General features: G+C 64.6%; 24 protein-coding genes. 12 read left to right on the forward strand and 12 right to left on the reverse strand.

What is annotated here, in order from left to right; genetic code table 11:
* The first annotated feature begins 24 nt into the window (after positions 1-24).
* From ABIB78_RS01060 to ABIB78_RS01070, 3 genes are all read left to right on the forward strand, one after another.
* Positions 25-1122, forward strand: coding sequence for a calcium:proton antiporter (locus ABIB78_RS01060; protein ID WP_429020431.1), 1098 nt, complete (start codon positions 25-27; stop codon positions 1120-1122).
* A 101-nt stretch (positions 1123-1223) separates the two neighbouring features.
* Positions 1224-1508 (forward strand): cupin domain-containing protein, encoded by a 285-nt coding sequence (locus ABIB78_RS01065; RefSeq protein ID WP_429021496.1) that lies wholly within the window; start codon positions 1224-1226, stop codon positions 1506-1508.
* A gap of 290 nt (positions 1509-1798) precedes the next feature.
* Complete coding sequence (locus ABIB78_RS01070) at positions 1799-2722, forward strand: hypothetical protein (RefSeq protein WP_429020433.1); 924 nt, start codon at positions 1799-1801, stop codon at positions 2720-2722.
* A gap of 39 nt (positions 2723-2761) precedes the next feature.
* Here ABIB78_RS01070 and ABIB78_RS01075 read toward each other — a convergent pair whose 3' ends face one another.
* The gene (locus ABIB78_RS01075; RefSeq protein WP_429020435.1) at positions 2762-3421 is read right to left on the reverse strand and encodes a tetratricopeptide repeat protein; all 660 of its coding nucleotides are present in this window, start codon (positions 3419-3421) and stop codon (positions 2762-2764) included.
* Positions 3422-3534: 113 nt separating this feature from the next.
* On the reverse strand, positions 3535-3831 hold the full coding sequence (gene rpsU, locus ABIB78_RS01080) for a 30S ribosomal protein S21 (RefSeq protein WP_021078544.1): 297 nt from the start codon (positions 3829-3831) through the stop codon (positions 3535-3537).
* Between the two features lie 263 nt (positions 3832-4094).
* On the opposite strand from rpsU, the gene aqpZ reads away from it, so the two are divergent.
* Positions 4095-4817, forward strand: a complete 723-nt coding sequence (aqpZ, locus tag ABIB78_RS01085) for an aquaporin Z (protein WP_429020437.1) — start codon at positions 4095-4097, stop codon at positions 4815-4817.
* A 78-nt stretch (positions 4818-4895) separates the two neighbouring features.
* Here the strand turns inward: aqpZ and ABIB78_RS01090 are convergent, their stop codons facing one another.
* Both ABIB78_RS01090 and purE read right to left on the reverse strand, forming a co-directional pair.
* Positions 4896-5999, reverse strand: a complete 1104-nt coding sequence (locus tag ABIB78_RS01090) for a 5-(carboxyamino)imidazole ribonucleotide synthase (protein WP_429020439.1) — start codon at positions 5997-5999, stop codon at positions 4896-4898.
* The gene (purE, locus tag ABIB78_RS01095) at positions 5996-6484 is read right to left on the reverse strand and encodes a 5-(carboxyamino)imidazole ribonucleotide mutase (protein ID WP_429020441.1); all 489 of its coding nucleotides are present in this window, start codon (positions 6482-6484) and stop codon (positions 5996-5998) included. The genes ABIB78_RS01090 and purE overlap by 4 nt, the downstream gene beginning before the upstream one ends.
* A 317-nt stretch (positions 6485-6801) precedes the next feature.
* Here purE and ABIB78_RS01100 point away from each other — a divergent pair, with 317 nt between their 5' ends.
* The gene (locus tag ABIB78_RS01100; RefSeq protein ID WP_429020443.1) at positions 6802-7332 is read left to right on the forward strand and encodes a GGDEF domain-containing protein; all 531 of its coding nucleotides are present in this window, start codon (positions 6802-6804) and stop codon (positions 7330-7332) included.
* A gap of 111 nt (positions 7333-7443) precedes the next feature.
* Here the strand turns inward: ABIB78_RS01100 and ABIB78_RS01105 are convergent, their stop codons facing one another.
* The 3 genes from ABIB78_RS01105 to ABIB78_RS01115 form a co-directional block, all read right to left on the reverse strand.
* Complete coding sequence (locus ABIB78_RS01105) at positions 7444-7695, reverse strand: hypothetical protein (protein ID WP_050422668.1); 252 nt, start codon at positions 7693-7695, stop codon at positions 7444-7446.
* Positions 7696-7713: 18 nt separating this feature from the next.
* Positions 7714-7923, reverse strand: coding sequence for a hypothetical protein (locus ABIB78_RS01110; protein WP_429020445.1), 210 nt, complete (start codon positions 7921-7923; stop codon positions 7714-7716).
* A 187-nt stretch (positions 7924-8110) separates the two neighbouring features.
* Positions 8111-8317 carry a YdcH family protein gene (locus ABIB78_RS01115; protein ID WP_024583705.1) on the reverse strand — a complete coding sequence of 69 codons (207 nt, stop codon included), beginning with the start codon at positions 8315-8317 and terminating at the stop codon, positions 8111-8113.
* A gap of 241 nt (positions 8318-8558) precedes the next feature.
* Here ABIB78_RS01115 and ABIB78_RS01120 point away from each other — a divergent pair, with 241 nt between their 5' ends.
* Positions 8559-8744, forward strand: a complete 186-nt coding sequence (locus ABIB78_RS01120) for a YdcH family protein (protein ID WP_050422666.1) — start codon at positions 8559-8561, stop codon at positions 8742-8744.
* A gap of 91 nt (positions 8745-8835) precedes the next feature.
* Here the strand turns inward: ABIB78_RS01120 and ABIB78_RS01125 are convergent, their stop codons facing one another.
* Positions 8836-9939 carry an NAD(P)/FAD-dependent oxidoreductase gene (locus tag ABIB78_RS01125; RefSeq protein WP_429020448.1) on the reverse strand — a complete coding sequence of 368 codons (1104 nt, stop codon included), beginning with the start codon at positions 9937-9939 and terminating at the stop codon, positions 8836-8838.
* 286 nt (positions 9940-10225) lie between these two features.
* On the opposite strand from ABIB78_RS01125, the gene ABIB78_RS01130 reads away from it, so the two are divergent.
* The 3 genes from ABIB78_RS01130 to ABIB78_RS01140 all read left to right on the forward strand — a co-directional run bounded on the left by ABIB78_RS01130 (position 10226) and on the right by ABIB78_RS01140 (position 16323).
* The gene (locus ABIB78_RS01130) at positions 10226-12913 is read left to right on the forward strand and encodes a sensor domain-containing protein (protein WP_429020450.1); all 2688 of its coding nucleotides are present in this window, start codon (positions 10226-10228) and stop codon (positions 12911-12913) included.
* Between the two features lie 354 nt (positions 12914-13267).
* Positions 13268-14791, forward strand: coding sequence for an ABC-F family ATP-binding cassette domain-containing protein (locus ABIB78_RS01135; protein WP_429020452.1), 1524 nt, complete (start codon positions 13268-13270; stop codon positions 14789-14791).
* Between the two features lie 65 nt (positions 14792-14856).
* On the forward strand, positions 14857-16323 hold the full coding sequence (locus ABIB78_RS01140) for a glycerol-3-phosphate dehydrogenase (RefSeq protein ID WP_429020454.1): 1467 nt from the start codon (positions 14857-14859) through the stop codon (positions 16321-16323).
* 7 nt (positions 16324-16330) lie between these two features.
* Here the strand turns inward: ABIB78_RS01140 and ABIB78_RS01145 are convergent, their stop codons facing one another.
* On the reverse strand, positions 16331-17560 hold the full coding sequence (locus ABIB78_RS01145; RefSeq protein WP_429021499.1) for a tetratricopeptide repeat protein: 1230 nt from the start codon (positions 17558-17560) through the stop codon (positions 16331-16333).
* A gap of 232 nt (positions 17561-17792) precedes the next feature.
* Here ABIB78_RS01145 and ABIB78_RS01150 point away from each other — a divergent pair, with 232 nt between their 5' ends.
* Genes ABIB78_RS01150 through ABIB78_RS01160 form a run of 3 tightly spaced genes read left to right on the forward strand, consistent with a single transcriptional unit; the run spans position 17793 to position 20682 of the window.
* A complete protein-coding gene (locus ABIB78_RS01150; protein ID WP_429020456.1) occupies positions 17793-18956 on the forward strand; it encodes an ABC transporter ATP-binding protein in 1164 nt (387 codons plus the stop codon).
* Positions 18953-19867 carry an ABC transporter permease gene (locus ABIB78_RS01155; RefSeq protein ID WP_429020458.1) on the forward strand — a complete coding sequence of 305 codons (915 nt, stop codon included), beginning with the start codon at positions 18953-18955 and terminating at the stop codon, positions 19865-19867. The genes ABIB78_RS01150 and ABIB78_RS01155 overlap by 4 nt, the downstream gene beginning before the upstream one ends.
* A complete protein-coding gene (locus ABIB78_RS01160) occupies positions 19867-20682 on the forward strand; it encodes an ABC transporter permease (RefSeq protein ID WP_429020460.1) in 816 nt (271 codons plus the stop codon). Before ABIB78_RS01155 ends, ABIB78_RS01160 begins: the two co-directional genes overlap by 1 nt.
* 67 nt (positions 20683-20749) lie before the next feature.
* Here ABIB78_RS01160 and ABIB78_RS01165 read toward each other — a convergent pair whose 3' ends face one another.
* From ABIB78_RS01165 to ABIB78_RS01175, 3 genes are all read right to left on the reverse strand, one after another.
* Positions 20750-21601: a carbohydrate ABC transporter permease gene (locus ABIB78_RS01165; RefSeq protein WP_429020462.1), complete on the reverse strand. Its 852-nt coding sequence runs from the start codon at positions 21599-21601 to the stop codon at positions 20750-20752.
* Entirely contained in the window at positions 21598-22467 is an 870-nt protein-coding gene (locus ABIB78_RS01170) for a carbohydrate ABC transporter permease (RefSeq protein WP_429020464.1), read from the reverse strand. The genes ABIB78_RS01165 and ABIB78_RS01170 overlap by 4 nt, the downstream gene beginning before the upstream one ends.
* A gap of 198 nt (positions 22468-22665) precedes the next feature.
* On the reverse strand, positions 22666-24051 hold the full coding sequence (locus tag ABIB78_RS01175; RefSeq protein WP_429020466.1) for an ABC transporter substrate-binding protein: 1386 nt from the start codon (positions 24049-24051) through the stop codon (positions 22666-22668).
* Between the last annotated feature and the right edge of the window lie 114 nt (positions 24052-24165).

The raw sequence follows: 24165 nt of genomic DNA on the forward strand, positions 1-24165 counted from the left end.
AGTCGAATTGAGAGGTCTGACCATATGAGCGCACACGGACCGATGCCGCGGTCGGCCTGGCTGTATCCCGTTCTGGCGATGCTGATGTTCGGCGCGGTCACGGTCACTGGCTACGGATTCGCGCCATCGGCCGGAGGCTGGGGGTTCGCGGCCGTCCTGCTGGTGATCCTGTTCGGCACGGTGTTTGCGGCCGTCCACCATGCAGAGATGATCGCCGAGCGGATCGGCGAGCCGTTCGGCACGCTGCTCCTGACGCTGGCCGTGACGATCATCGAGGTCGCGCTGATCTCGACCATCATGCTGGGCGACACGCCGGCGCCGACTTTGGCGCGCGACACCGTGTTTGCGGTGGTGATGATCGTCTGCAACGGCCTGGTCGGGCTCTGCATCTTCATCGGCGGCATCCGCTACCGTGAGCAGGATTTTCAGATCACCGGCGCCAACCTTTACCTCAGCGTGCTGTTCGTGCTCGCGACCATCACACTCGACATGCCGAATTTCACGCTCACTGCGCCGGGCCCGATCTATTCCACGGCCCAGCTTGCCGTGATCAGCGTCGTGACCCTGTTGCTCTATGCGGTGTTCCTCTACACCCAGACCATCCGCCACCGCGATTACTTCGTCAGCGGCGCCAATGAGGCGGCGGCGCATGGCGAGGTGATGTCGGACCGCATGACGGCGATCAGTGTTGCCCTGCTGCTGGTTTCGCTGCTGGCGGTAGTGCTGCTGGCCAAGAAATTCTCGCTGGTGGTCGATGTCGTCACCGTCAAGATCGGTGCGCCGCCGGCCTTTGCCGGCCTGGTGGTGGCCGCCCTGATCTTGTTGCCGGAGAGCGTTGCCGCGGTGTCGGCGGCGCGCAAGAACGACCTGCAGAAGAGCATCAATCTCGCGCTGGGCTCCTCGATCGCCACCATCGGGCTCACGGTTCCGGCGGTGGCCGTTGCCGCCTATGCGCTCGACAAGCAGCTCGTGCTCGGCCTCAGCAACCAGCATATGCTGATCCTGCTGCTCACCTTCATGGTCAGCATGCTCACCTTCGGAACCGGCCGCACCAACATCCTGTTCGGGCTCGTGCACATGGTGGTGTTCGCCGTGTTTGTATTCATGGTTTTCGTGCCGTAGAGCATGATCCGGAAAAGTGGAGACCGGTTTCCGTCGCGCCAATGCGGAACGCGTTGGCGCGGAGATCACCGCAAACAAAAAGCTTGGAGAAAAATGTGACAATGCTCAGCGCCAAATCGGATGTCCAGGTGGATACGGCGGAGGTTCGCGTGACCGAATGGCGGCTCGCGCCGGGCAGCGCCACCGGCCACCACACCCACGAGATGGACTACGTCATCGTTCCGATCACGGCAGGCGAGATGACGATTGTGGCGCCGAACGGCGGGCGCTCGAAGGCGCAGCTCGAGGCCGGCAAGTCCTATTTCCGCAAGGCCGGGGTCCAGCACGACGTGCTTAACGAGACGGCCAGCGAGATCGTGTTCCTCGAGGTCGAACTCAAGCCCTGACGCGGCGCAAGAACCCTCCAAGGAACCCTGCGCGCCCCGAATGGCAGGTCCGAGTCTTCGCGGCTGTGGACATTCATAACTCGTTAACGGCTGCACGCTGATCTAGAAGGTGGATGCGGCTTACGCAGGGGCGCCTCCGGCTGAAACCAAAGCGACACCAAAGGTGACGTCGGAACGGGGGTTTGCCACCGATCCGTCGCAGTTGATCCCTGAATGTGCCTCAAAGTTCCAGCATGAAATACCGGGGTGGGGAGTGGCAGGTCATGCTGAGTTACCTGAAGAAATTTGTGATGGACATCTTACCCTCGGTGGCAGCGACCATCATCGGGGCGTACATCGTTAATCACTACATCGTGGCCAGGCCGGAAGCTCCGGCAGCCGCAGCCGTGACCGCCGCCGTCGATCCCAAGGCCGTCGATCCCAAGGCCGTCGATCCCAAGGCAGATCCGAAAGCCGCCAAGCCCGCCGAAAAGTCCACCGTCGTCAGCAGCCTCCCCGAAGCCGGCGTGAAGGCGAAGGGCATGTCCGAGCGCACGCTCATTGAGCGGTCGGCGTCCGAGAAGGCCGCCGTCACCGAGAAGCCCATCGAGAAATCCGCCGACCCCAAATCTGCTGATTCAAAGGCCGATGCACCGGCTGATACCGCCAGCATCCCCGCCGACACGCGCCATCATCCAGCGGCGCTGAAGGCGGTCGCGAAGGTCACGCCGGCCGCACCGCAGCCGGCCGCGCCTGCGACATCAGCCGCCCCGACCGAGGCCGCGGTGGCTCCGGAGGAAAACCGCGACGCCAACGATCTCGCGCGGGCCGCCATCGAGCGGCTGCGCAAGGAGCGTCCGCAGGAGGCCGCGCGTTCCCAGGACGCAGCGCGTTCCCAGGATGCCACCCGCACCAACGACCTCGCCCGTCTGCCAGATCAGCAGCGTTCGGCAGCCGCGTCGGCGATCCGGCCCTTGCCGCCGCCGATCATGGTGTCGAACCCGTCCACCGACAATGTCGATCAATCCTCTCAGCAGCAGCGTCCGCCCTACGCCGCCAGCGCCCAGGATTCGAACCGGCTGACGCCGCCGGCCGACATCCCGGTCCCGGTGGTGCAGGCACCGCTCGACCTCCGCGCCGAGGCGGTCATGGCGCCGAAGAATGAGCGCACGTCGGTGACCGACGACATGTTCTCCGGCATGAAGTCGATGTTCCACGCCGTCCTGCCCAAGTAAGTCCTGCCCAAGTAAGTCCTGCCGAAGTAAGCCGAGAGATTATCCGCCGGTGCGCGCCAGCCCGCTTCGCGCGCTCCCGTCGTTTGGCCGCAGCGCGAGCGCGCGATTGTAGGACGCCGCAGCCTTGGCCTTGTCGCCAAGCCGCTCATAGGCCTGACCGCGCGCGCTCCACGCCGCAACGCTGTTGGGATCGGCCTGCACGGCCTCGTCGAGGTCGGTGGCGGCTTGCTTGGCATTGTCGAGCGCGAGGTAGCTGGTGGCACGGCCGATCAGCGGCTCCGCCTTCTGTGGCGACAGCCCACTGGCCGCCGTGAAATCATCGATCGCCTGTTGATGCTGTCCGCGAGCCTGATAGATCAGGGCGCGGCCGTAAAGTGCCTGGGTGTTGTAAGGGTCGGCCGCCAGGGCCTGTTCGAACTCCGCCATCGCCTCGTCGAGCTTGCCGAAGCGCGCCAGCGCCTGAGCACGCGTGGTGTGATCCCTGGCGCTGTTGACGTCCTGCGGCGTGATGGTGTCGGGAGCCGGCTTGTCGGCAGTGGCAGCCGGTTTCGGCTTGTCGTCCGAGCCCCATGAACCGAGGTCGAAGGAGCAGCCCCCGAGCGGCAGGCCGAGAACCACTGCAATGATGACGAGTTGCTGCGCGCAACGGCGGTGCGCGGGTTCTGGAACGAGGCGGCGGGGTGCCGGGTCAGCCATCATGCAAAATGCTCTTGCCGGTCGTTTTGCACGGGTACCCCGCAACGCGGCTTGCTTCAAAACGACAACGCGGGCCCGTGGCCCGCGCTGTTAGACTTCCATATCGGCAAAACGGTTCAGCGAGGGCCGCGACCAGCGCCTGCACCACCAGGACGGCCGCCGCGGTCACCACCGGGGCCAGCGCCGAACACCGGCTTCGGCTTCATCGGCAGCAGACCTTCGCGCTGCAGCTTCTTGCGCGCCAGCTTGCGTGCGCGACGCACGGCTTCGGCCTTTTCGCGGGCCTTCTTCTCGGAAGGCTTTTCGTAGTGACCGCGGAGCTTCATCTCGCGGAAAATGCCCTCGCGCTGCATCTTCTTCTTCAGCGCCTTCAGGGCTTGGTCGACATTGTTATCGCGGACGAGAACCTGCACGCGGCATCCTCTTTTGAATTGATCGGTTCGGAATTCTGGCGAGGTGAAGGAGCGGCAAAAGGCCTGCCTCTTAACCCTAGGCGGGCGCATGTATCAGACAAACGCGCAGATGTCCACCGGTCGAGTGACTTTCGGGCCTAGTAAAGCCACGAAATAGGGCGAAAATGCCATTGTGCGGCCCTGATTTGGGTGGTTTGGCGCCCAGATGAGGGCCGCTCCCGGCGTTTGGATGACCCGGGCATTGGAAATAGGGGAGATGCCACATGGATATGAAGAAATACGGTGCCGAAGCCATCGGTACGTTCTGGCTCACATTCGCTGGCTGCGGCAGCGCAGTGATTGCGGCCGGCTTTCCGCAGGTCGGGATCGGGCTGGTCGGCGTGTCGTTGGCTTTCGGGCTGAGCGTGGTGACGATGGCCTATGCGATCGGCCATATCTCGGGGTGCCACCTCAACCCGGCCGTGACGGTCGGGCTCGCCGCGGGCGGGCGTTTCCCGGGCGGCCAGGTGCTGCCCTACATCATCGCGCAGGTCGTGGGCGCAATCGTTGCGGCTTGGCTGCTCTATGTGATCGCCAGCGGTGCGCCCGGCTTCGATGTCAGCAAGGGCTTCGCCTCCAACGGCTATGACGCGCACTCACCGGGCCAGTACAGCATGGTGGTGTGCTTCATCACCGAGGTGGTGATGACCATGATGTTCCTCTTCATCATCATGGGATCGACCCACGGCAAGGCGCCTGCCGGCTTCGCGCCGCTCGCGATCGGTCTCGCGCTGGTGATGATCCATCTCGTCAGCATTCCCGTCACCAACACCTCGGTGAACCCGGCGCGCAGCACCGGTCCGGCATTGTTCGTCGGCGGCTGGGCGCTGGCACAGCTCTGGCTGTTCTGGGTTGCGCCCCTGATCGGCGGTGCGCTCGGCGGCGTGATCTATCGCTGGCTCAGCGACGAGCCGACCGGTGTCGTCGCCGGCGTCAAGACGGCGTGATCGGCCAATGGGATCGTGGTTGCCACGATCCCATTTCGATCGATGGGTCGAAGGCGGCTGCGGCCGCCTGTGTAGAATTTATCGTTTGCGGGGCGGCGTCACTTCGGTGACGTGCCCCATCTTGCGGCCGGGGCGCGGCGTGCCCTTGCCGTACAGATGCACGGTGGCGCCGGGAACGGTGAGCCACTGCTCGTAGCTCAGGATGTCGTCGCCGATCAGGTTGGTCATGGTGACCTCGCCGTGGCGCACCGGCTTGCCGAGCGGCCAGCCGGCAATCGCGCGGATGTGCTGTTCGAACTGTGAGATCGAGGCACCGTCGAGCGTCCAGTGACCGGAATTGTGCACGCGCGGTGCGATCTCGTTGACCAGCACGGTCGCCGCGCCATTGCCTGCCACCACGAACATCTCCACCGCGAGAACGCCGACATAGTCGAGCGCCGAGGCGATCTTTTCGGCGATCGCCCGTGCCTGCGCAGCAACCTCCGCGGGGATCGCTGCCGGTGCGCGGGAGATTTTTAGAATGTGGTCGCGATGCTCGTTCTCGGTGACGTCGAAGCACTCGACTTCGCCGGACGCGGAGCGGGCCGCGATCACCGAGATCTCGCGTTCGAACGGCACGAAGGCCTCGACGATGGCCGACTTGGTGCCGAGGTCCTGCCAGACCTGCTCGATGTCGTCGCCTGCGCGGATGATGGCCTGGCCCTTGCCGTCATAGCCGAACCGGCGGGTCTTGATCACAGCAGGCAGACCGATCCGCTCGATCGCGGTGCGCAGCGTGGCGACCGAGGAGACGTCGGCATAATCGGCGGTGCCGACGCCGAGCCTGCTGACGAAATCCTTCTCGATGAGGCGGTCCTGCGTGGTCTCGAGGATCTTGTACGCGGGCAGCACCGGGCGGCGTGCGGCGAGCACCATCGCGGTCGCGGCCGGCACGTTCTCGAATTCATAGGTGACGACGTCGACGTCGTTGGCGAACAGTTCGAGCGCCTCGACGTCGGCATATTCCGCGCAGGTCGCGTTCTGCACCACGTCGAAGGCAGGCGAATCCGGATCCGGTGAAAACACCTGGCAACGGAGCCCGAGCCGCGCCGCCGCCATCGCCAGCATCCGGCCCAATTGTCCGCCGCCGAGGATTCCAATGGTGTCGCCCGGCTTCAGCTTCACGAGGTTCGAAGCCGTCACGCCATGCCCTCCGGCTGGTCCTTGACCGCGTCGGTCTGCTGCTTACGCCAGGCGGCAAGACGGGCCGACAAAGCCGGATCGTTGAGCGCGAGCACGCTCGCCGCGAGCAACGCGGCATTGATCGCGCCGGGCTTGCCGATCGCGAGCGTCCCGACCGGGATGCCGGCCGGCATCTGCACGATCGAATAGAGCGAATCGACGCCGGACAGCGCCTTCGATTCAACGGGAACCCCGAACACCGGAAGCTCGGTCAGCGCGGCCGTCATGCCCGGCAAATGGGCGGCACCGCCGGCGCCGGCAATGATCACCTTGTGGCCGGCCGCCTTGGCGCCCTTGGCAAAGGCATAGAGCCGATCGGGGGTGCGGTGGGCCGAAACAATGCGCGTTTCGCAGGCAATACCGAGCGCAGCCAGGGTCTCGGCGGCATGGCGCATGGTCTCCCAGTCGGACTGGCTTCCCATGATGATGGCGATCGGAGCGGTCATCTCTTCAATTCTGTGCAGGAATCCAAAAGCATAGGCCGGATTATAGGGGCGGCCCGGGCGTCATCCAAGGCGTGGCAAGGGAGTTAGAATGGACTATCCTGTCTTGGTGAATCCCGGCAAGCCTTCATAAGCAGGCCTCAACAAGGATGCGCATGAAGAAGAAGACGACGGCGGACGCCTCCGGGGCGGCAAAACGACGGAAAGGCGCGCCCGCCGCGCGCAAATCCGCACCCGGCAGGACTGGAATCAAAGGGGCTGGAACCAAAGCTTCCACGCGAGGCGCGGTCGCATCCGGCGACAAATCCACGATCCGCAGGTTGCGGGCACAGCTGGCGCGGGCCCAGGCCAGGATCGAGGAGCTGCAGGCCTCCGCCGAGACCGACTTCCTGCTCAACATCCCGAACCGGCGCGGCTTCGAACGCGAGCTCGTCCGTTCGCTCTCCTTCATCAAGCGCTATCAGGCCTCCGGCGCGCTGATCGTGCTCGACGTCGACCGCCTCAAGCCGATCAACGATGCCTTCGGGCACGCCGCGGGCGACGAGGTGCTGAAGACGATCGTTGCTGCGATATCGGACCAGGTACGCGCCTCCGACGTGATCGGCCGTCTCGGTGGCGACGAGTTTGCCGTGCTGCTGTGGAATCTCAGCGAGATCGATGCCCGCGCCAAGGCGGCTACGCTGGAAGATGCGATTGACCGCCTGACCTTCGTGTTCCGTGACAGCCACGTCTCCGCGGGCGCCTCCGCGGGCGTTGCGATCCTCACCGCGCATTCGGATATCGATCGCGTTCTCGATGAGGCCGACCGTGCGATGTATGTGCGCAAAGCGCAACGGCGCCATGAAACCTAGCGAATCCTGGCGCCTTTCCGTTCCGATTGAATCGCACGGGTCCAGATTTTTGTTTTGACGCGCCTTCGTCACGCGAGCCGGTATCCACGTCGCTCGAAAACGCTTCGATGATCAGAGCGCGCTCAGGTCCTCAGGCACATTGCCATAGGCCCGCAGCAGCTTGGCATCGCCGAATTCGCCGATCGCGGGATCGCCGGTGCGGCTGAACGCGACGGCGCCGATGCTGCCCGGCATCCGTGACATCGTCTCCGCACGGCGCAGCGCGATCGCCGAGCTCTGGCATTCCTCGGCACTGCCGGCGACCGGCGTGCCGTCGTCGTCCTGCATGAAGGGCAGTGCTACGTAATAGGTCACATCCGCCATTGCTGTGCTCCCGGAAGATCAGGCGGCGTCGCTCGCCGCCTGGGTTCGCGCCGGCACGCAGCCGGCAGTGATCGCGGCCTGCAATTCCTCGAGCTCGGCTTCCAGATATTCGTTGGCCATGATCAGCGCCTTGATGGTGCTGCGCAGGTTGCCATCGCACATCGCGATCGCCTGATCGCAGGCCTTCTCGTAACGGCTGTTGTCGGGCAGGAACGGCGGTGCGGACATGGCGAAACTCCCTTTCATGGCTGGCGGCTGGATCGGCATGTTCTTATTTTGTTCTTTTGGAGTCAAGCGCCGAAAATCACGCTCACGCCCATTGCCGCGAACGTGAAGCCAGCGAGGCGCTGTGGATGACGGGGAAAACCCGCCGTCGGACCTGAACCAGCGGGCCGCCGAACCGCAAAGGCGCGCGTCAGGCGATGATGTCGGGCGTGATCTGATCTTCGATGAAGGCGATGCGGTCGCGCAATTGCAGCTTCCGCTTCTTCAAGCGTTGCAGCATCAAGAGATCCGGCGCCGGCGACTGATGCAGCGCGTCGATCGCGGCATCGAGGTCGCGGTGCTCTTGTTGCAGACGCGCAAGCTCGGCGAGGAGTTCGCGCTCATCCTGATCGTTCATGGTTGTGTATTGACTTGATAAGCACGATGAGGTTGTTGCGGCCGAAGCAGCCGCTCGCCGGAATATCCTCCCGGAGCGCGCGCCGCGCAAGCCGGACCGGTTCCATAGTCACGATTGGTTACAGATAAACCGAAACGCGGGCGTGCGGCATTTTGCGTCCCCCATCGACAGCGCCGTCGACTTGTGTACACTCAACGGTCCGGATCGAACCTGAGGTTTAACGCACCGAGGAGAGTTCGCAATGGCGATACAGGCCCATCTCGTCGAGCTGGAGCGTAAGCACAAAATACTCGAGAACGAACTGCACGAAGCACTCGTTCACCCCTCCGTAGATGACCTGCATATTTGCGAGCTGAAGCGCCGCAAGTTGATGGTCAAGGATCAAATCGAGCGGTTGAGACTTTCCGCCGACGACACGGTCCACTAAGTCAGTCCCCGCAAATTAGCGAACAATCTGGCCTTTCACCGAGGGATGAACGCCGCAGCGCGCATTCCTCGGGAGGCTATGCTGCATTTGCTCAGAGCCCCGCCAGCTCGCCGACATGGTCGGCGACCGCGAGCGACGACGTCAATCCGGGCGATTCGATCCCAAACAGGTTGATCAGGCCGGCGATGCCGTGATCGGCCGGCCCCTGGATCAGGAAATCCTGCGTCGCCACCGCCGGCGGCACGATCTTGGGCCGGATTCCCGAATAGCTCGGCATCAGCGCACCATCCGGCAGGGTCGGCCAGTATTTCCGGATCGCCGGATAGAACCGCTCGGCCCGCGTCGGGTCGACGGCGTAATCGATGTGATCGATCCATTCGACGTCGGGGCCGAACCTCGCCTGTCCGGCCATGTCGAGCGTCAGGTGCACGCCGAGCCCGCCGGGCTCCGGAACCGGATAGATCAGCCGCGAGAATGGCGCCCTGGCGCTGCAGCTGAAGTAATTCCCCTTGGCCAAATAGGCCGTTGGAATCAATTCGATCGGCATGCCCTCGACGTTGCGCGCGACCACGGTTGCGCCGAGGCCGGCGGCATTGACCAGGAGATCGCAGGCAAGCGTCATTGGCGCCGCGCCGCCGGCTTCGATCTCGAACCCGTTGGCGGTGGCCCTGGCGTGGAGCAGCGGCGTATGGAAGGCGAATGCCGCTCCGGCCGCCTCGGCGTCGCCGCGCAGCGCCAGCATATAGGCATGGCTGTCGATGATCCCGGTGGAGGGCGACAGCAGCGCCGCGTCGCAGTTCAGCGCCGGCTCCAGCGCGCGCGCCGCGTCGCCGGACAGCAGCTGCATGTCGCCGACGCCATTGGCCTCGGCGTGGGCTCGGATCGACTGCAGTTTCTCGGTCTCCCTGGCCGTGGTGGCCACGATCAGCTTGCCGCAATTCTTGTGCGGAATGCCGTGCTCGCCGCAGTAACGGTAGAGCGCCCGCTTGCCGCTGACGCACATCCGCGCCATCAGGCTGCCGGCGCGGTAGTAAATGCCGGCATGGATCACCTCGCTGTTTCGCGACGAGGTTACCGTGCCGATCCCTTCGGCCTCTTCGATCACAATCACTTCGCGGCCGGCCTGTGCCAGCCGGCGCGCCACGGCGAGGCCGATCACCCCCGCCCCGACGATCACGCAATCAACCCTGTCCATCTCGTCCTTCAGGTCCGAAAATTTCCGCGCAGCCAACGGCTTGCCGCCGCCAGCATCGTTCAGCCGATCCGATCGTTTTGGGCAAGTGCTTATTAGGCAAGTGCTTATTAGGCAAAGTGCTTGGGCCATCTCGACTAGTTGGGGTGCCACGTTCCGTTAGTGGAGCATTAATCATGTCAGGGCAATTGCCGTAAATTAAGTCGCATTTTCCGGTTGCATCCCTACGCGTTTACCCGATCCAAACCGCCGGAGCCGGACACTCGCCCCGGAAATCCGCGGGTGATCGATGGCTGGCAGGAAGTGGCAGGCGGGCAGGAAGAATTTGATTCCGGCAAAGGCCGCGCTTTGCCTGATCGCTGCCGCCGTACCGTACGGTGCAGCCCGGGCCGCCTCCAGTGCGTTCGCGCCGTCGACCTATCTGGGTGACCTCGATCCCGGCGTGGTCTGGGAACTCCTGATCGGCAGCGTGGTGGTCGCGTCGTTTCTCGGTGCGGTCGGACTGTGGATCCTCTCGGCCCTGCGCAAGGCCAAGCGCGCGCAACTACGGCGCAACGCCTTCGTGTCATCGGCCCTCAACCATCTGAACCAGGGCGTGGTGATGACCGATGCGCACGAGCGCATCGTGTTTTGCAACGACCGGTATCTCGACATCTACGGCCTGTCGCGCGCCGATATCAGGCGCAACATGACTGGTGTCGAACTGCTTGAACTGCGCCGCAACCGCGGCATGCTCGACGTCAGCGCCGAGGATTTCTTTGCCAAGGCCGCGGCGCCCGAAGGGCTGGTCACCGAGCTGCCCGGCGGCAGGTCGGTGCTGGTGAAGTATTTTCCGCTGCCAAACGGCGGCTCGGTCGCGACCCATCTCGATTGCACCGACCAGCGCAAGCTGTCGCGCAAGCTCGCCTCGACCACGCAATTCCTGGAATCGGTGCTCGATAACGTCCCGGTCTGCGTCGCGGCCAAGAACATCGAGGACGGCCGCTACATCTTCGCCAACCGCGCGTTCGAGCGCTTCTCGCGTTTCTCGCGCGATCACATCGTGGGCAAGCGCGCCGAGGAGATCTTCCGGCCCGAGACCGCCGTCAGCATCGACACCGCCGACCGCGCGGCGCTGAATGCGCTGGAAGGCTATCACCGCAGCGAATTCTTCGTCGAACGCGGTTCGGACAAGCGCATCCTCGCCTCCAACCGGGTGATCGCCCGCAACGAGGCCGGCGAGCCGGAATTCCTGATCGCGCTGTTCGAGGACGTCACCGACCGCCGCGCGCTGTCGCGCGAGCTCGAGAACAACAAGAAATTCCTCGAACTCGTGGTCGACAACATCCCGGTGTCGCTGATTGTGCAGCGCGTCAGCGACGGCCAATACCTGCTGGCCAACCGCAGCGCCGAGACGATCCTCAATCGGCGCCGCGAGGACGCCGCCGGCCTCACCGCTTCCGACATCTTCAATGCGCGCGAAGCCAAGCTGATCATCGCCCGCGACGAGGCCGCGATCAGGAAGCGCAGCATGATCGCCGAGGAGCACCCGATCTCGACCAAGGACGGCCTGCGGCTGTTCCTGACCCGCCGCATGACCGTGCTCGACGACATTGGCGAGCCGCAATATCTGATCAAGACCCATGAGGACGTCACCGACCGGCGCCAGACCGAGTCGCGGATGGCGCACATGGCCTATCATGACGGCCTGACCGATCTGCCGAACCGCGCGGCCTTCCTGCAGGCGCTGACCCAGATGATCGAAGCCTGCGACGGCACCGACGAGGAGTTCGCCGTGCTCTGCGTCGACCTTGACGGGCTGAAGGAGATCAACGACGTCTACGGCCATGCGATGGGCGACAAGGTGCTGATCGAGGTCGCGCAGCGTCTGCAGACCGTGGCACGCGGCGGCGTGGTCGCGCGGCTGTCGGGCGACGAATTCGGCCTCATCATCGACGGCAAGCAGCCGGTTGCCGGCATTGCGCTGGCCGAGCAGGCCGCCGAGGCGCTCGGGCAGGATTTCGCGATCGACGGCAAGTCGGTGCGTACCGGCCTCACTACCGGCATCGCGGTATTCCCGCACAATGGATCCGACGCGGCCTCGCTGCTGGCCAATTCCGGCGCGGCGCTGTTCCGTGCCAAGGCCAAGTCGCGCGGCACGATCTCGATCTTCGAGCCGGAGATGGACCAGCAGATCCGCGATCGCCGCGTGCTGCACCAGGAGCTGTCGGTCGCGATCAAGAACGGCGAATTGTCGCTCTACTACCAGCCGCAGGCGGCTGCGGGCGGGAGTGTTGCGGGCAGCCAGGTCATTGGCTTCGAGGCGCTGGCGCGCTGGCACCATCCGGTGCGCGGCTTCGTGCCGCCCGGCGATTTCATTCCGCTCGCGGAAGAAAGCGGCCTGATCGTCGAGATGGGCGAATGGATTTTGCGGGAAGCCTGCCGGGAGGCAGCCTCCTGGGCGGTCCCGATGCAGATCGCAGTCAACCTGTCGCCGGCGCAATTCACCCATGGCGACCTCGTCGGGCGCGTGCATTCGATCCTGCTCGAGACCGGGCTCACGCCCGACCGCCTCGAGCTCGAAATCACCGAGGGTGTGCTGATCGAGGATTTCGACCGCGGCCTGTCGCTGCTGCGGCGGCTGAAGGCGCTCGGCGTCCGCATCTCGATGGATGATTTCGGCAGCGGCTATTCCTCGCTGAGCTATCTGCAGGCGTTTCCGTTCGACAAGATCAAGATCGACCGCGCCTTCGTCATCAATCTCGGCCGCAATCCGCAATCGGCCGCGATCGTGCGCGCGGTCATCGGTCTCGGCCACGGCCTTGAAATGTCGATCGTCGCCGAAGGTGTCGAGACCGAGGCGCAACTCGGCTTCCTCTCCGAAGAAGGCTGCGACGCGGTGCAGGGCTACCTGATCGGCCGTCCGGCCCCGATCGGTCAATTTGCCGCGCTGGTCGGCGGCGACCGTGTTGCCGAATCCGTACGCAAGGCCGGCTAAGCGGGCCTGAACCGTCGGACCGGCCCGGCCGGCGGCGCTTGCCATCCGTTACACGTCCGGTTACATCTCGATCCACCACAACATTTGAGCCGAGAAAGGAGGGCTGCGTCGTGGCGACATTTATTGATCACCACTTCAGGCGTGGCCCCGTCAACGCCCTGCAAATGCGTTTGCAGGGCTGACCGGAAACTCGCGTAAAATCTTGTCCTGGTCTGCCCTTCGTGGCCATGCGGCGTCGAACGTTTGAACGTTTGCGCATGCATTTGAATCCCTCGCCGCGCCTCCACACGCACATCCGACGATGGCTGCACGCCTCGGGATGTCGTGATTGCCGGCAAGACCAGAGAATTGATCGTGACCCTCCTCAATGTACGCAATCTCGGCGTGACGCTGAACGCGCCGTTGTTCTCCGGACTGAATTTTGTCGTCAATGCCGGCGATCGGATCGGCCTGGTGGCCGCCAACGGCCGTGGCAAATCCACGCTGCTGCGCTGTATCGCTGATACGATGGAGCCCAATGAAGGCGACATCACCCGTTCGCGCGGGCTGACCGTCGGCCATGTCGAGCAGGATCCGCCCGCGAGGCTGCTCGATACGGCGTTCCATGCCGCCGTGCTCGAGGCGCTCCCCGGCGAGCAACGCGCCCGCGAGGGCTGGCGGGTCGACGTCGCCTTGCAATCGCTCGAAGTGCCTGACGAACTATGGGCGAGACCGCTGAAGCAACTGAGCGGCGGCTGGCTACGACTTGCGGTGCTTGCCCGCGTGCTGGTGACCGAGCCCGATGTGTTGCTGCTCGATGAGCCGACCAACCATCTCGACCTCGCGAAGATCAGCCGGCTTGAGGGCTGGCTGAACGGGCTGCCGCGCGAGATGCCGGTCGTGATCGCAAGCCACGATCGCGCCTTTCTCGATGCGACCACCAATCGGACGCTGTTCCTGCGCCCGGAGCGGTCGCAGCTGTTCTCGCTGCCCTACACGGCGGCGCACGCGGCGCTCGACGAATTCGACGCCTCGGACGAGCGGCGCTATCAGCGCGACATGAAAACCGTCAGGCAGCTGCGGCAGCAGGCCGCGAAACTCAACAACCTCGGAATCAATTCCGGCAGCGACCTGCTGCTGTCGAAGACCAAGCAATTGAAGCAACGCGCCGAAAAGCTGGAGGAGACAGCGAAGCCGGCGCATGTGGACCGCTCGGCCGGAACGATCAGGCTTGCCAACCGCGACACCCATGCCAAGGTTCTGGTCAGGCTGAACAACGCCGCGATCGCCACACCCGACGGCAGGCCATTGTTCAGGACTGGCTCGCAGTTCATCTGCAAGGGCGACCGGATCGCGCTGCTCGGGCCGAATGGCGCGGGCAAAACCCGGTTCGTCGCGGCGTTGCGGCTGGCGATCGAGAACCCGGAAGCGGCAGCCGCCGAGATCCGGGCCACCGAGTCGGTGGTGCTTGGCTATTGCGACCAGGCGTTGGCCGATCTCGCAGATAGCGACACGCCGATGCGCATGCTCACGCGCCGCTTCGAGGTCGGCGATCAGCGTGCGCGCGGATTGCTGGCCGGTGCCGGCCTCTCGATCGAGATGCAGGGCCGTCCGATCGGGCGGCTGTCGGGCGGGCAGAAGGCCCGTCTCGGCATGCTCGTGCTGCGGCTTACGCTGCCGAACTTCTATCTGCTCGATGAGCCGACCAACCACCTCGATATCGAGGGCCAGGAGGCGCTGGAGGAAGACCTGATGGAGCAGCAGGCCAGCTGCCTGCTGGTGTCGCACGACCGCCAGTTCGTGCGGACAGTGGCCAACCGGTTCTGGGTGATCGAAGGCAAGAAGTTGATCGAGGTCGATGGGGCCGAACACTTCTTTGCATCGGCCGGTGCAAGCTAGACTCGGCCAGCATTTTTTCTCCGAACACGTATTCCGTTCGCACGGAAATGCGATAGGCGTTGTGCATGGCAGACTATGACGTCGCGATCATCGGCGGTGGCTTGAACGGCACGAGCATCGCCCGTGACGCGGCCGGCCGTGGCCTGCGCGTGATCCTGCTGGAGCAGGGCGATCTCGGTTCCGGCGCGTCGCAGGCGTCGCCGCGGCTGGTCCACGGCGATCTGGCCGGGTTGGAACGGCGGCAATTCTTCCGCGTCCGCACGGCGCTCAGGGAGCGCGACGTCTGGCTACGCATCGCGCCGCATCTGGTGCGGCCGGCGCGCTTCGCGATCCCGGCGCATGCCGAGGAACGGCCGCCGTGGCAATTGCGCTCGTTGCTGCTGCTCTACGAGCGGTTGGCTTTGCGCAGCGGCCTGCCGCGCTCGACGACACTCGACATCACCCACCATCCGGTCGGCAATGCGCTGAAGCGGCCGTTCGGAACCGCGTTCGAATACTCCGACTGCGTCGTCGACGATTCCCGGCTCGTCGTGCTGAGCGCGGTCGACGCCGCTGCGCGCGGCGCCGATATCCGCACCGGCGCGCGCGTGACCCGGGCCGAGCGTGGCGAGACCTGGCGGCTGGTCGCGATCGACCGCGGCTATCGGCGGGTGATCACCGCGCGATCGCTGGTCAACGCGACCGGCGCATGGACGGCCTCGGTCGCCGACACTGTGTTGCGAGTGCCTGCGCCGCAACTCGCGACGGTGCAGATCAGCCAGATCGTGGTGCGCCGCCTGTTCGACTGCGACAACGTCTATGCGTTCCAGAACTCCGATGGACAACTGATCTTCGCCAGTCCCTACGAGCGCGACTTCACCCTGATCGGCAGCGTCGGTCATGCCTTCAAGGGTGATCCGGCTATTGTCGCGATGGGGGTGCGTGAGGTGGCCTATCTCTGCGACGCGGCCAATCGCTATTTTCGCGAGCAGATCGCGCCGGCGGACGTGCTGCGAACGATTTCCGGCGCCAATTCCGTCGTCACGTCCGCGCGCCGGCGCATGAGCGATGGCGCTGCGTCGCTCGATTCTGGGCGTGGCAAGGCGCCGCTGCTCACGATCTTCGGCGGCGACGTAACTATGTCACGGCGCCGCGCCGAGCGGGCCGTCTCGGAGTTCACGCGGTTCTATCCGATGAGGCCGCGCTGGACCGCAACAGTGCCGCTGCCGGGTGGCGAATTTGCGTGGCAGCGCTTTGAAACCGAGGTTGACATCGCGCGCGATCGCTGGCGCTTCCTCAGCGAGGAGCAGGCGCGGCGGCTGGTGGCCGCCTACGGGCTGAATGTCAAAGACGTTCTGGGGGCCGCCAGCGAGAAGGCCGATCTCGGCCCGGCCTTCGGTGCCGAACTGACCGGCGCCGAGGTGCGCTACCTCATGCGCAAGGAGTGGGCGCGCTTTCCCGAAGATGTCCTGTGGCGCCGCTCCAAGCTCGGGCTGACCATGCCGCAACCCGAGCGCGATGCGCTGGCGGCGTTCATGGCGAAGGTGGATTGAGGTTCAGCTATTGCCGTGAGGCCTCCTGCGACCAGGCGAGGTCGCGCCGCGACGGACGGCGATGCAGCCGCTCCGAGATCAGGCGCATCGCTTGCCGGCCTTCTCCGGCACGCAGGCAGGCGACGATGAAGGTGTCCTCCCACAATTCGCGTTGGGCATGGCTGCCGCCGATCCGCACCAGCTCGGGCATCAGCGGCGCCAGGATGCGCACGGCGCGGTCATGATCGCCGGCCGCGAAGGCCGCGATGCCCCGGCCGAGCCCGATGGCGGCAGGGCCGGGCGCCAGTCTACCGTCGGCATCGCGCGCCGCCATCTCGGCCAGCCGCGCCTCCAGCGCATCGTTGCTCGTCGTGGCTGCGACCAGCGCATGATGCACATCGGCGAAATGCGCGCCGGCTTTCGGGAAATAGCCGTCGCCGTAGGCAGCGACATCCTTCCAGTGTGACTCGAGACCCGTCTTGCCGGCGACCGACAGCCGCCACAGCAGCGAAGCTGTGTCGGTGTAGATATTGAGCGGCGGATAGGGCCGGCCCGCCGGCTTGATGTGCTGCTCGTAAATGGCAAGCGCGCTGTCGGCGTCGCCTTCCTCGATCGCGATCAGGGCGAGGTGCCAGGCGAGATGTCCTTGCAGGAAGCTGGTGCGATCATTCGCCGGGAGCCACGCGGAGAGGAAGCTGCGGCCTTCCGACCCGTCGCCCTGCTCGAACAGCGCATGCGCCACTGCGTGTGCTGCGCCGGCGTTCTCCGGCTTCAGCGCATAGCCGCGCTCTGTGATGGCGCGGCCGGAGACGACCTCGCCGGCCTCGGTCTTCGACCAGCCGAGATAGGTGAGGAACCACCAGTCGTCGCCATAGTCGCGGGCGTAACGTTCGCAGATGGCGAGCCGCGCGGCGTCATGGTCGGCTCGGCCGGAGAAGGCATAAAGGCCGAAGGCGCCGAGCAACAGCGACAGCACCTGCGCATCGCGCGGATATTCCGTGAGGTGCTGTTCGGCTGCCGTCATCGCTTTCTTGGGCTGGCCCTCGATCACGGACGCGATGATCTCGATGTGCTGGCGCTCGCGCGGGCTTGCCGCCGCGGCCAGCTGCCGCGCATCGGCCGCCTTGGCGCGGCCCTTGGCGCCTTCCATATTGAGCTGGTGTACGCGGGCGCGGCCGATATGGGCCATCGCGAAGTCGGGATCTTCGACGATCGCCGCCTCGAACGCGGCATCGGCGCCGTGCAGCGCTGCCAGCATGCGATCGACGCCGTCGACATAATATGCGGCTGCGCGGTCCGACGTGGTGGTCAGCGGCAGGCCGTAGCGGTCGTGAATCATCGGTTGTCCTCCCGAGTTTGGCCATGAAGTCTAGCAGAGGCGCGGAAGCCGACAATATTGCGGGAGATGTCCGTGAGGCGGTTGAGCCGGTGGCGATCCGCCGCTAGCTTGCCGCCAGGATCAGAGCTTTGGGGAATCAGGGCTTGCGGACGTGACATCAGGCGAAGCGAGTGCGGAGGCGGCAAAGCCGTTGCCTGAACCGGCCGTCTCGGACGTGCCGCTGCTGCGGATCGAGGGCGTTGCCAAGTCGTTCGGCAATTTCCGCGCGGTCGACAAGCTCTCGCTCGATGTCCGCGCAGGCGAGTTTTTCGCGCTGCTCGGTCCGAGCGGCTGCGGCAAGACCACGCTGCTGCGCCTGCTCGCGGGCTTCGAGACGCCGGACGAGGGCCGCATCCTGCTCGGCGGCAACGACATCGCCCAGGTGCTGCCGCACGAGCGGCCCGTCAACATGATGTTCCAGAACTATGCGCTGTTCCCTCATCTGTCGGTGCGCGACAACATCGCCTTCGGCCTCAAGCGCGCCGGCATGGCACGCGGCGATATCGCAACCCGCGTTGCCGAGATGGTGGCCCTCGTCAAGCTCGAAGGGCTCGAGAAGCGCAAGCCCGACCAGCTCTCCGGCGGACAGCGGCAACGCGTGGCGCTGGCGCGCTCGCTGGCGCGCCGGCCGCAGGTGCTGCTGCTCGACGAACCGCTCGCCGCGCTCGACAAGAAGCTGCGCGAGGGCACGCAGGCCGAGCTGATGGAGCTGCAGCGCAGGCTCGGCATGACTTTCATCATCGTCACCCACGACCAGGAGGAGGCGATGACGATGGCCGGCCGGATCGGGGTGATGGATGCCGGCCGTCTGGTCCAGGTCGCGACCCCGCGCAACCTCTACGAGGCGCCGGCCTCGCGCTGGATCGCCGAGTTCGTCGGCGACATCAACTTGTTCAACGGCCAGGTCGTCTCTCGCGACCATAGCCGCCTGACGGTCTCGACCACTGACGCAGGCACGCTTGCGGTCAGCGAGCTGTGGCCGCCGGTGACGAAGGATGTCGTCAGCGTCGCGATCCGCCCCGAGAAGGTGAAGCTGTCGCGTCGCGCGCCGGCCTCGGATGGGGGCGCATCGCAGCCGATCAACCGGTTAAAGGGCGTCGTCATCGACGTCAACTATCTCGGCGGCGTCACGAGCTACAGGGTGAAGCTGGAGTCCGGGGCGGTGGTGCGTTCGTCGATGGCCAACACCGCGCGGCTCGATGTCGATGCCTATCTCGCCGGCCAGCGCGTGGTGGCTTGGTTCACCGCCGACGACTGCATGGTGCTGGAGCAATGAGCGCGCGCCGCATCTTCGCGCGGCCGGCGCGGCTGGCCGCGATCGCGCCCTATCTCTGGATGGTGCTGTTCTTCCTGGTGCCGTTCGGCTTCGTGCTGAAGATCAGCCTGTCGCAGACCGCGATCGCGCAGCCGCCTTATACGCCGGTGTTCGATTTCAGCGAGGGCCGCGCAGCGCTGGCCGCCGCTTTTGCGCAATTGTCGTTCGACAATTTCAAGCTGCTGCTTCAGGACAATCTGTACATCTTGTCCTATCTGCGAAGCCTCGTCGTGGCGGTGACCGCGACGCTGATCCTGCTCCTGATCGGCTACCCCATTGCCTACGGCATGGCGCGGTTGCCGCAGCGCTGGCAAAGCGTGGCGATGATGCTGGTGATCGTGCCGTTCTGGACCTCGTTCCTGATCCGCATCTATGCCTGGATCAACATCCTGCAGCATGACGGCCTGCTCAACCAGGTGCTCCTGGCGCTGCATGTCGTATCAGTGCCGGTGGTCTGGCTGTCGACCGACAGCGCGATGTATCTCGGCATCGTCTATTCCTATCTGCCGTTCATGATCCTGCCGCTCTATGCGACGCTCTCCAAGATGGATGCGTCGCTGCTGGAGGCCGCGGGCGATCTCGGCGCCTCGCCGCTGCAGACATTCTGGCTGGTGACATTCCCGTTGTCGCTGCCGGGTGTCGGCGCCGGCGCGCTGCTCTGCTTCATTCCGATCGTCGGCGAGTTCGTGATCCCTGATTTGCTCGCCGGCTCCGATACGCTGATGATCGGGCAGACGCTGTGGCTCGAGTTCTTCACCAACAAGGACTGGCCGGTGGCATCCGCCGCCGCGATGGCGCTGTTGCTGCTGCTGGTGCCGCCACTCGTGCTCTACGACCGCCTGCAGCGCCGCCAGCTCGAGAGTAACCGCTGATGGCGGGCACCGTCACCAGGCTGACGCGTTTCAACATGACGTCGCTGGCGCTCGGGCTGGCGTTCCTCTATCTGCCGATCGTCATCCTAGTGATCTACTCCTTCAACGCCTCGCGGCTGGTGACGGTGTGGGGCGGCTGGTCGCTGCGCTGGTACCACGAGTTCTTCAACGACCGCGCCATGCTCGAGGCGGCCTGGATGAGCCTCTCGGTCGCCGCGGTGTCGGCGACGCTGGCGACACTGCTGGGCACGCTGGCGGCGGTCGGGTTGGCACGCGGCGAGCGCTTCCGGGGGCGGGCGCTGTTCTCCGGCATGCTGTATTCGCCGCTTGTCATGCCGGAGGTGATCTCCGGCCTGTCGCTGCTGCTGCTGTTCGTGGCGCTGAATGCCGAACGCGGCTTCTGGACGGTGACGATCGCCCACACTACGCTGACGATGTGCTTCGTCACCGTCGTGGTGCAGTCGCGCCTGACCGCGCAAGACCATAGCCTGGAGGAGGCTGCGATGGATCTCGGCTGCGATCCGGTGCGCGCGTTCGTTTTGGTGACGCTGCCGCTGATCGTGCCGGCGGTCGTCGCCGGCTGGATGCTGGCCTTCACGCTGTCGCTCGACGACGTCGTGATCGCGAGCTTCACCACCGGACCCGGCTCGGCGACATTGCCGATCCGGATCTATTCCGAGGTCCGGCTCGGCGTGAAACCCGAGATCAACGCGATCAGCACGCTGGTGATCGCGCTGATCGCCGTGATCATCGTGGTTGCCTCGTTCGCCTCGAAATTGTCGAACGCGCGCGGCGAGAGCGCCGCGCCGATCTAGATCCTTGTTTTGACGCGTTTTCTTTACGCGAACCGGCGTCCACTTCGCTCGAAAACGCTCTGAGCCGTCACGACTTGACGGCGCCGGCGGTCAGCCCGCCGACCATGTAGCGCTTGAAGGCGTAATAGACCGCGGCCGGCGGCAGCGCGTAGATGAAGCCGGTGGTCATTAACAGCTCCCAAGGCGAGTCGTCGGCGGCAAGGAAGTTGCCGAGCGCGACCGGCAGCGTGATGTCGGTGTCCTTCGACAGCAGCAGGAACGCGTAGAGATATTCATTCCAGGCGAGCAGGATCGCGTAGGTGCCGACCGCGACCAGCGAGGGCATCATCAGCGGCACATAGACCAGGCGGAACAGCTGCAGCGTGGTGGCGCCGTCCATGGTCGCGGCCTCGTCGAGCTCGACCGGCAACTTGTCGGAGGCCTGTTTCAGTACCCAGATCGCGTAGGGCGCGGCGATCGTCACCATCGCGAGAATCAGCGACCAGTGATTGTTGAGGAGGCCGTAGTTGCCCATGGTGCGATACATCGGCACGGCGAGGAACGCGGCCGGAATGAAATAGGTGAACAGCGCCAGGTTCATGACTGCGCGGCCGCCCGGCACGCGCAGCCGCGAGATCGAGAACGCGGCGGCGGTGGCGACGAACAGCGTCAGCGCGCCGACGGCGAGCGCGATCACGGTCGAATTCCAGAACTGGATCCAGAAGTCGCGCAGGAAGTAATGCTGCTGGTTAAACACGATCGAGAAATTGTGGAACGTCGGATGCGCCGGCCACAGCTTGCCGGAGAACGCGTCCTCCTTCGGCGAGATCGCGAACACGAACATGTGGTAGATCGGGATCATGGTCCAGATGAAGACCGGGATGCCGATCAGGAGCAGCTTGGCTTCGGTGCCGACTTCGCGGAGGGTGGGCAGCTTCATCGCGACAACCGTTTCATCATGTAATAGACCAGCGGCAGCACGAACGGCATCGCGCAGACGATCGAGGCCATCGCCAGCGAGAGCTGGTCGAGCCTGAGATAGCGGATGCCGAGGGTCGACAGCACGTGGGTGAGGTCGGCGGGCCCGCCGCCGGTCAGCAGATAGACGCTGTTGAAGTCGCCGAGCGTCCAGATCATCGAAAGCAGCGTGCAGGTGATGTAGAGCGTCTGCATCGACGGCCACGTGATGAAACGGAATTTCTGCCACCAGCTCGCGCCGTCGACATCGGCCGCCTCGAACAGATCGTTGGAGATGGCGAGCCGGCCGGTCAGCAGGATCAATGTCCAGAACGGCAGCGACTTCCAGATGTGCACGCCGATCGCCATCGCGAGCGCGACGGCGGGATCGTTCAACCAGTTCGGACCGTCGTCGCCGGTGAGCTTGAAGATGACCTGGTTGACCACGCCCCATTCGGGATTGAGCATGAACCGCACCGACAGGATCGTCGGGATCGACGGCACCGCCCAGGGCAGGATGAAGATGACGGACAGCCACCTGATCCATGGGCGCTGCTGGGCGAAGAAGCCGGACAGGAACAGCGCAATCAGCATCTTGATGTTGATGCCGATGACCAGGAAGATCAGCGTGTTGACCGCCGCGCGCGCGAAGATCGGGTCATTGTAGAGCGCGACATAGCTCGACGGGTGCCGCGCCAGCCACAGCCCGTAGCAGACCGGGTAGATCACGAAGGCGAGGAACACGAGCAGATAGGGGGCGAGCAGCACGATGCCCCAGACCTGCGGCGGCGACAACCGTGCCGACAGCGGCGGCGAAGGGGCATCGGATGCGGAGAGCGTGATCGCCATTCGTCTACTCTTTTGAGCGGGGTGTCGCCCGCGCCTACGCTGTCGTCCTTGCGAAAGCAGGGACCCATAACCACCGGCCTTCGTTGTCGCACGAAAGCCGATGACCAGCATGGTTCAAAACGACTGCCGCGGCGTATGGGTCCCTGCTTTCGCAGGGACGACAGATACAGATGTTCGCGGCGGTCAGCATCGTTTACGTTACCCCGCGACCTGCTTGATGCGGGCGATCAGTTCATCGACGGCCTTGTCCACCGGCACCTTCTCGCTGACGACGCGGTTCATGGCCTTGGCCCAGACGTTCTCGTTGTTCAGGATGGTGAACTTCCAGTTCTTGGTAAAGTCGAACGGCGCGGTGCCGCCGGTGAACTGATTCCAGACCGCCTTGCGATGCCGGTCGGCCTGCCAGAACGGGCTTGCCTGGCTCGCCTTGGTCACCGGGAACCAGCGGCCGAGCGCGCCCTCGACGTAGGGCCGCACGTTGTCTTCCTGCATCAGGAACGCGATGAACTGCTTGCCTTCCGCCTTGTTCTTGGCATTGGCAAAGATCAAGCCGGTCTTGACGTCGGAGCGGTACTTGATCGTCGATCCGTCCGGTGCCTTTGGAAACGACGCCGTGATGATGTCGTGCTCATAGGCCTGCTTGCCGGCGGCGCGCTGCGCGTCGGTCAGCGCCGGGTTGGTCGAATCCTCGAACCACTTCGCCGCGATCGAGATCGTGAAATTGTGTGTCATCACGATCGTCTTGTTGTGGAAGGCGACGTTGTTGTCCGGGTCCTTCCAGGTCGTCGAGGAGGGCGGCGTGCAGCCCTTGATGTAGGTGTCGGTGTAGTCCTTCAGCGCGTGGATTAACCCGTCGCGCACCTTGGGATCGTCGACCAGGAGCTTGCCGTCGTCGTCGACCAGCTTGACGTGATAGGCGTCCATGAAGGTGTAGAACGACTGGAACGAGTCGGTGGATTCCACGCCCATCGGCTGGCCGACGCCATAGATGCGCTGGCCGGTCGCCTTGCGGATCGCCGGCTGCACCTTGTCGCACCAGAACGTCCAGTAATCTTCCCACTTGGTCGGGATGTCGGCGGCCTTGAAGCCGGCCTTCTCCAGCATGTCGCCCCAGATCTGGACGTGCATGCTCTGCTGCTTCAGCGGGAAGCCGTAATAGGACTTCTTCTTGGTGACGTCATTGTAGAGCAGGGCGGCTTCCAGCGTGTTCGGCGCGAAAGCGTCCTTCATCGGCAGCATGATGTCGGAGAGGTCTTCGAGCTTGCCCTCGAACGCCCACTTGCCCTGGGCCTGCACATCGTAAGTGTCGGAATAGGCGACGTCGGGCACGGTGCCGGAATCCAGCGCGGCGACCGTCTTCGGAATCATATCCTGGATCGCGTATTGCGACAGTTCGACCTTGATGCCGGTCTTGGCTTCGAATTTCTTGATCGTCTCGAGCAGCGCATCATCTTCGGATTTGTAAAATCCCTTGCCCCACCAGACGGTGATCGTCTTGCCCTGCGCCAGAGCGGGGGCAGTTGCGGCGAACAGGCCGACCGCGGCGACCGCAATTGATAGCGCACCGATAACCTTGGATCTCACGTTGTTCTCCCTCATGACGCCGGCTTTTTTAACCGGTTGGATAAAACACTAGCGCATGCCCGTGACCTGATAAAGATGTCGCATCGACGACTTCTGTAGGGGGTTGGCGGCGAG

This window comes from Bradyrhizobium sp. I1.14.4, from assembly GCF_050435825.1.
GTDB lineage: Bacteria > Pseudomonadota > Alphaproteobacteria > Rhizobiales > Xanthobacteraceae > Bradyrhizobium.

Excerpts from the sequence above, each read along its gene's own strand:
- ABIB78_RS01060 (WP_429020431.1), top strand. The coding sequence starts at position 25 with ATGAGCGCACACGGACCGATGCCGCGGTCGGCCTGGCTGTATCCCGTT.
- ABIB78_RS01065 (WP_429021496.1), top strand. The coding sequence starts at position 1,224 with ATGCTCAGCGCCAAATCGGATGTCCAGGTGGATACGGCGGAGGTTCGC.
- ABIB78_RS01070 (WP_429020433.1), top strand. The coding sequence starts at position 1,799 with ATGGACATCTTACCCTCGGTGGCAGCGACCATCATCGGGGCGTACATC.
- ABIB78_RS01075 (WP_429020435.1), bottom strand. The coding sequence starts at position 3,421 with ATGATGGCTGACCCGGCACCCCGCCGCCTCGTTCCAGAACCCGCGCAC.
- aqpZ (WP_429020437.1), top strand. The coding sequence starts at position 4,095 with ATGGATATGAAGAAATACGGTGCCGAAGCCATCGGTACGTTCTGGCTC.
- purE (WP_429020441.1), bottom strand. The coding sequence starts at position 6,484 with ATGACCGCTCCGATCGCCATCATCATGGGAAGCCAGTCCGACTGGGAG.
- ABIB78_RS01105 (WP_050422668.1), bottom strand. The coding sequence starts at position 7,695 with ATGGCGGATGTGACCTATTACGTAGCACTGCCCTTCATGCAGGACGAC.
- ABIB78_RS01110 (WP_429020445.1), bottom strand. The coding sequence starts at position 7,923 with ATGTCCGCACCGCCGTTCCTGCCCGACAACAGCCGTTACGAGAAGGCC.
- ABIB78_RS01115 (WP_024583705.1), bottom strand. The coding sequence starts at position 8,317 with ATGAACGATCAGGATGAGCGCGAACTCCTCGCCGAGCTTGCGCGTCTG.
- ABIB78_RS01120 (WP_050422666.1), top strand. The coding sequence starts at position 8,559 with ATGGCGATACAGGCCCATCTCGTCGAGCTGGAGCGTAAGCACAAAATA.
- ABIB78_RS01125 (WP_429020448.1), bottom strand. The coding sequence starts at position 9,939 with ATGGACAGGGTTGATTGCGTGATCGTCGGGGCGGGGGTGATCGGCCTC.
- ABIB78_RS01130 (WP_429020450.1), top strand. The coding sequence starts at position 10,226 with ATGGCTGGCAGGAAGTGGCAGGCGGGCAGGAAGAATTTGATTCCGGCA.
- ABIB78_RS01140 (WP_429020454.1), top strand. The coding sequence starts at position 14,857 with ATGGCAGACTATGACGTCGCGATCATCGGCGGTGGCTTGAACGGCACG.
- ABIB78_RS01145 (WP_429021499.1), bottom strand. The coding sequence starts at position 17,560 with ATGCTGGCAGCGCTGCACGGCGCCGATGCCGCGTTCGAGGCGGCGATC.
- ABIB78_RS01155 (WP_429020458.1), top strand. The coding sequence starts at position 18,953 with ATGAGCGCGCGCCGCATCTTCGCGCGGCCGGCGCGGCTGGCCGCGATC.
- ABIB78_RS01160 (WP_429020460.1), top strand. The coding sequence starts at position 19,867 with ATGGCGGGCACCGTCACCAGGCTGACGCGTTTCAACATGACGTCGCTG.
- ABIB78_RS01165 (WP_429020462.1), bottom strand. The coding sequence starts at position 21,601 with ATGAAGCTGCCCACCCTCCGCGAAGTCGGCACCGAAGCCAAGCTGCTC.
- ABIB78_RS01170 (WP_429020464.1), bottom strand. The coding sequence starts at position 22,467 with ATGGCGATCACGCTCTCCGCATCCGATGCCCCTTCGCCGCCGCTGTCG.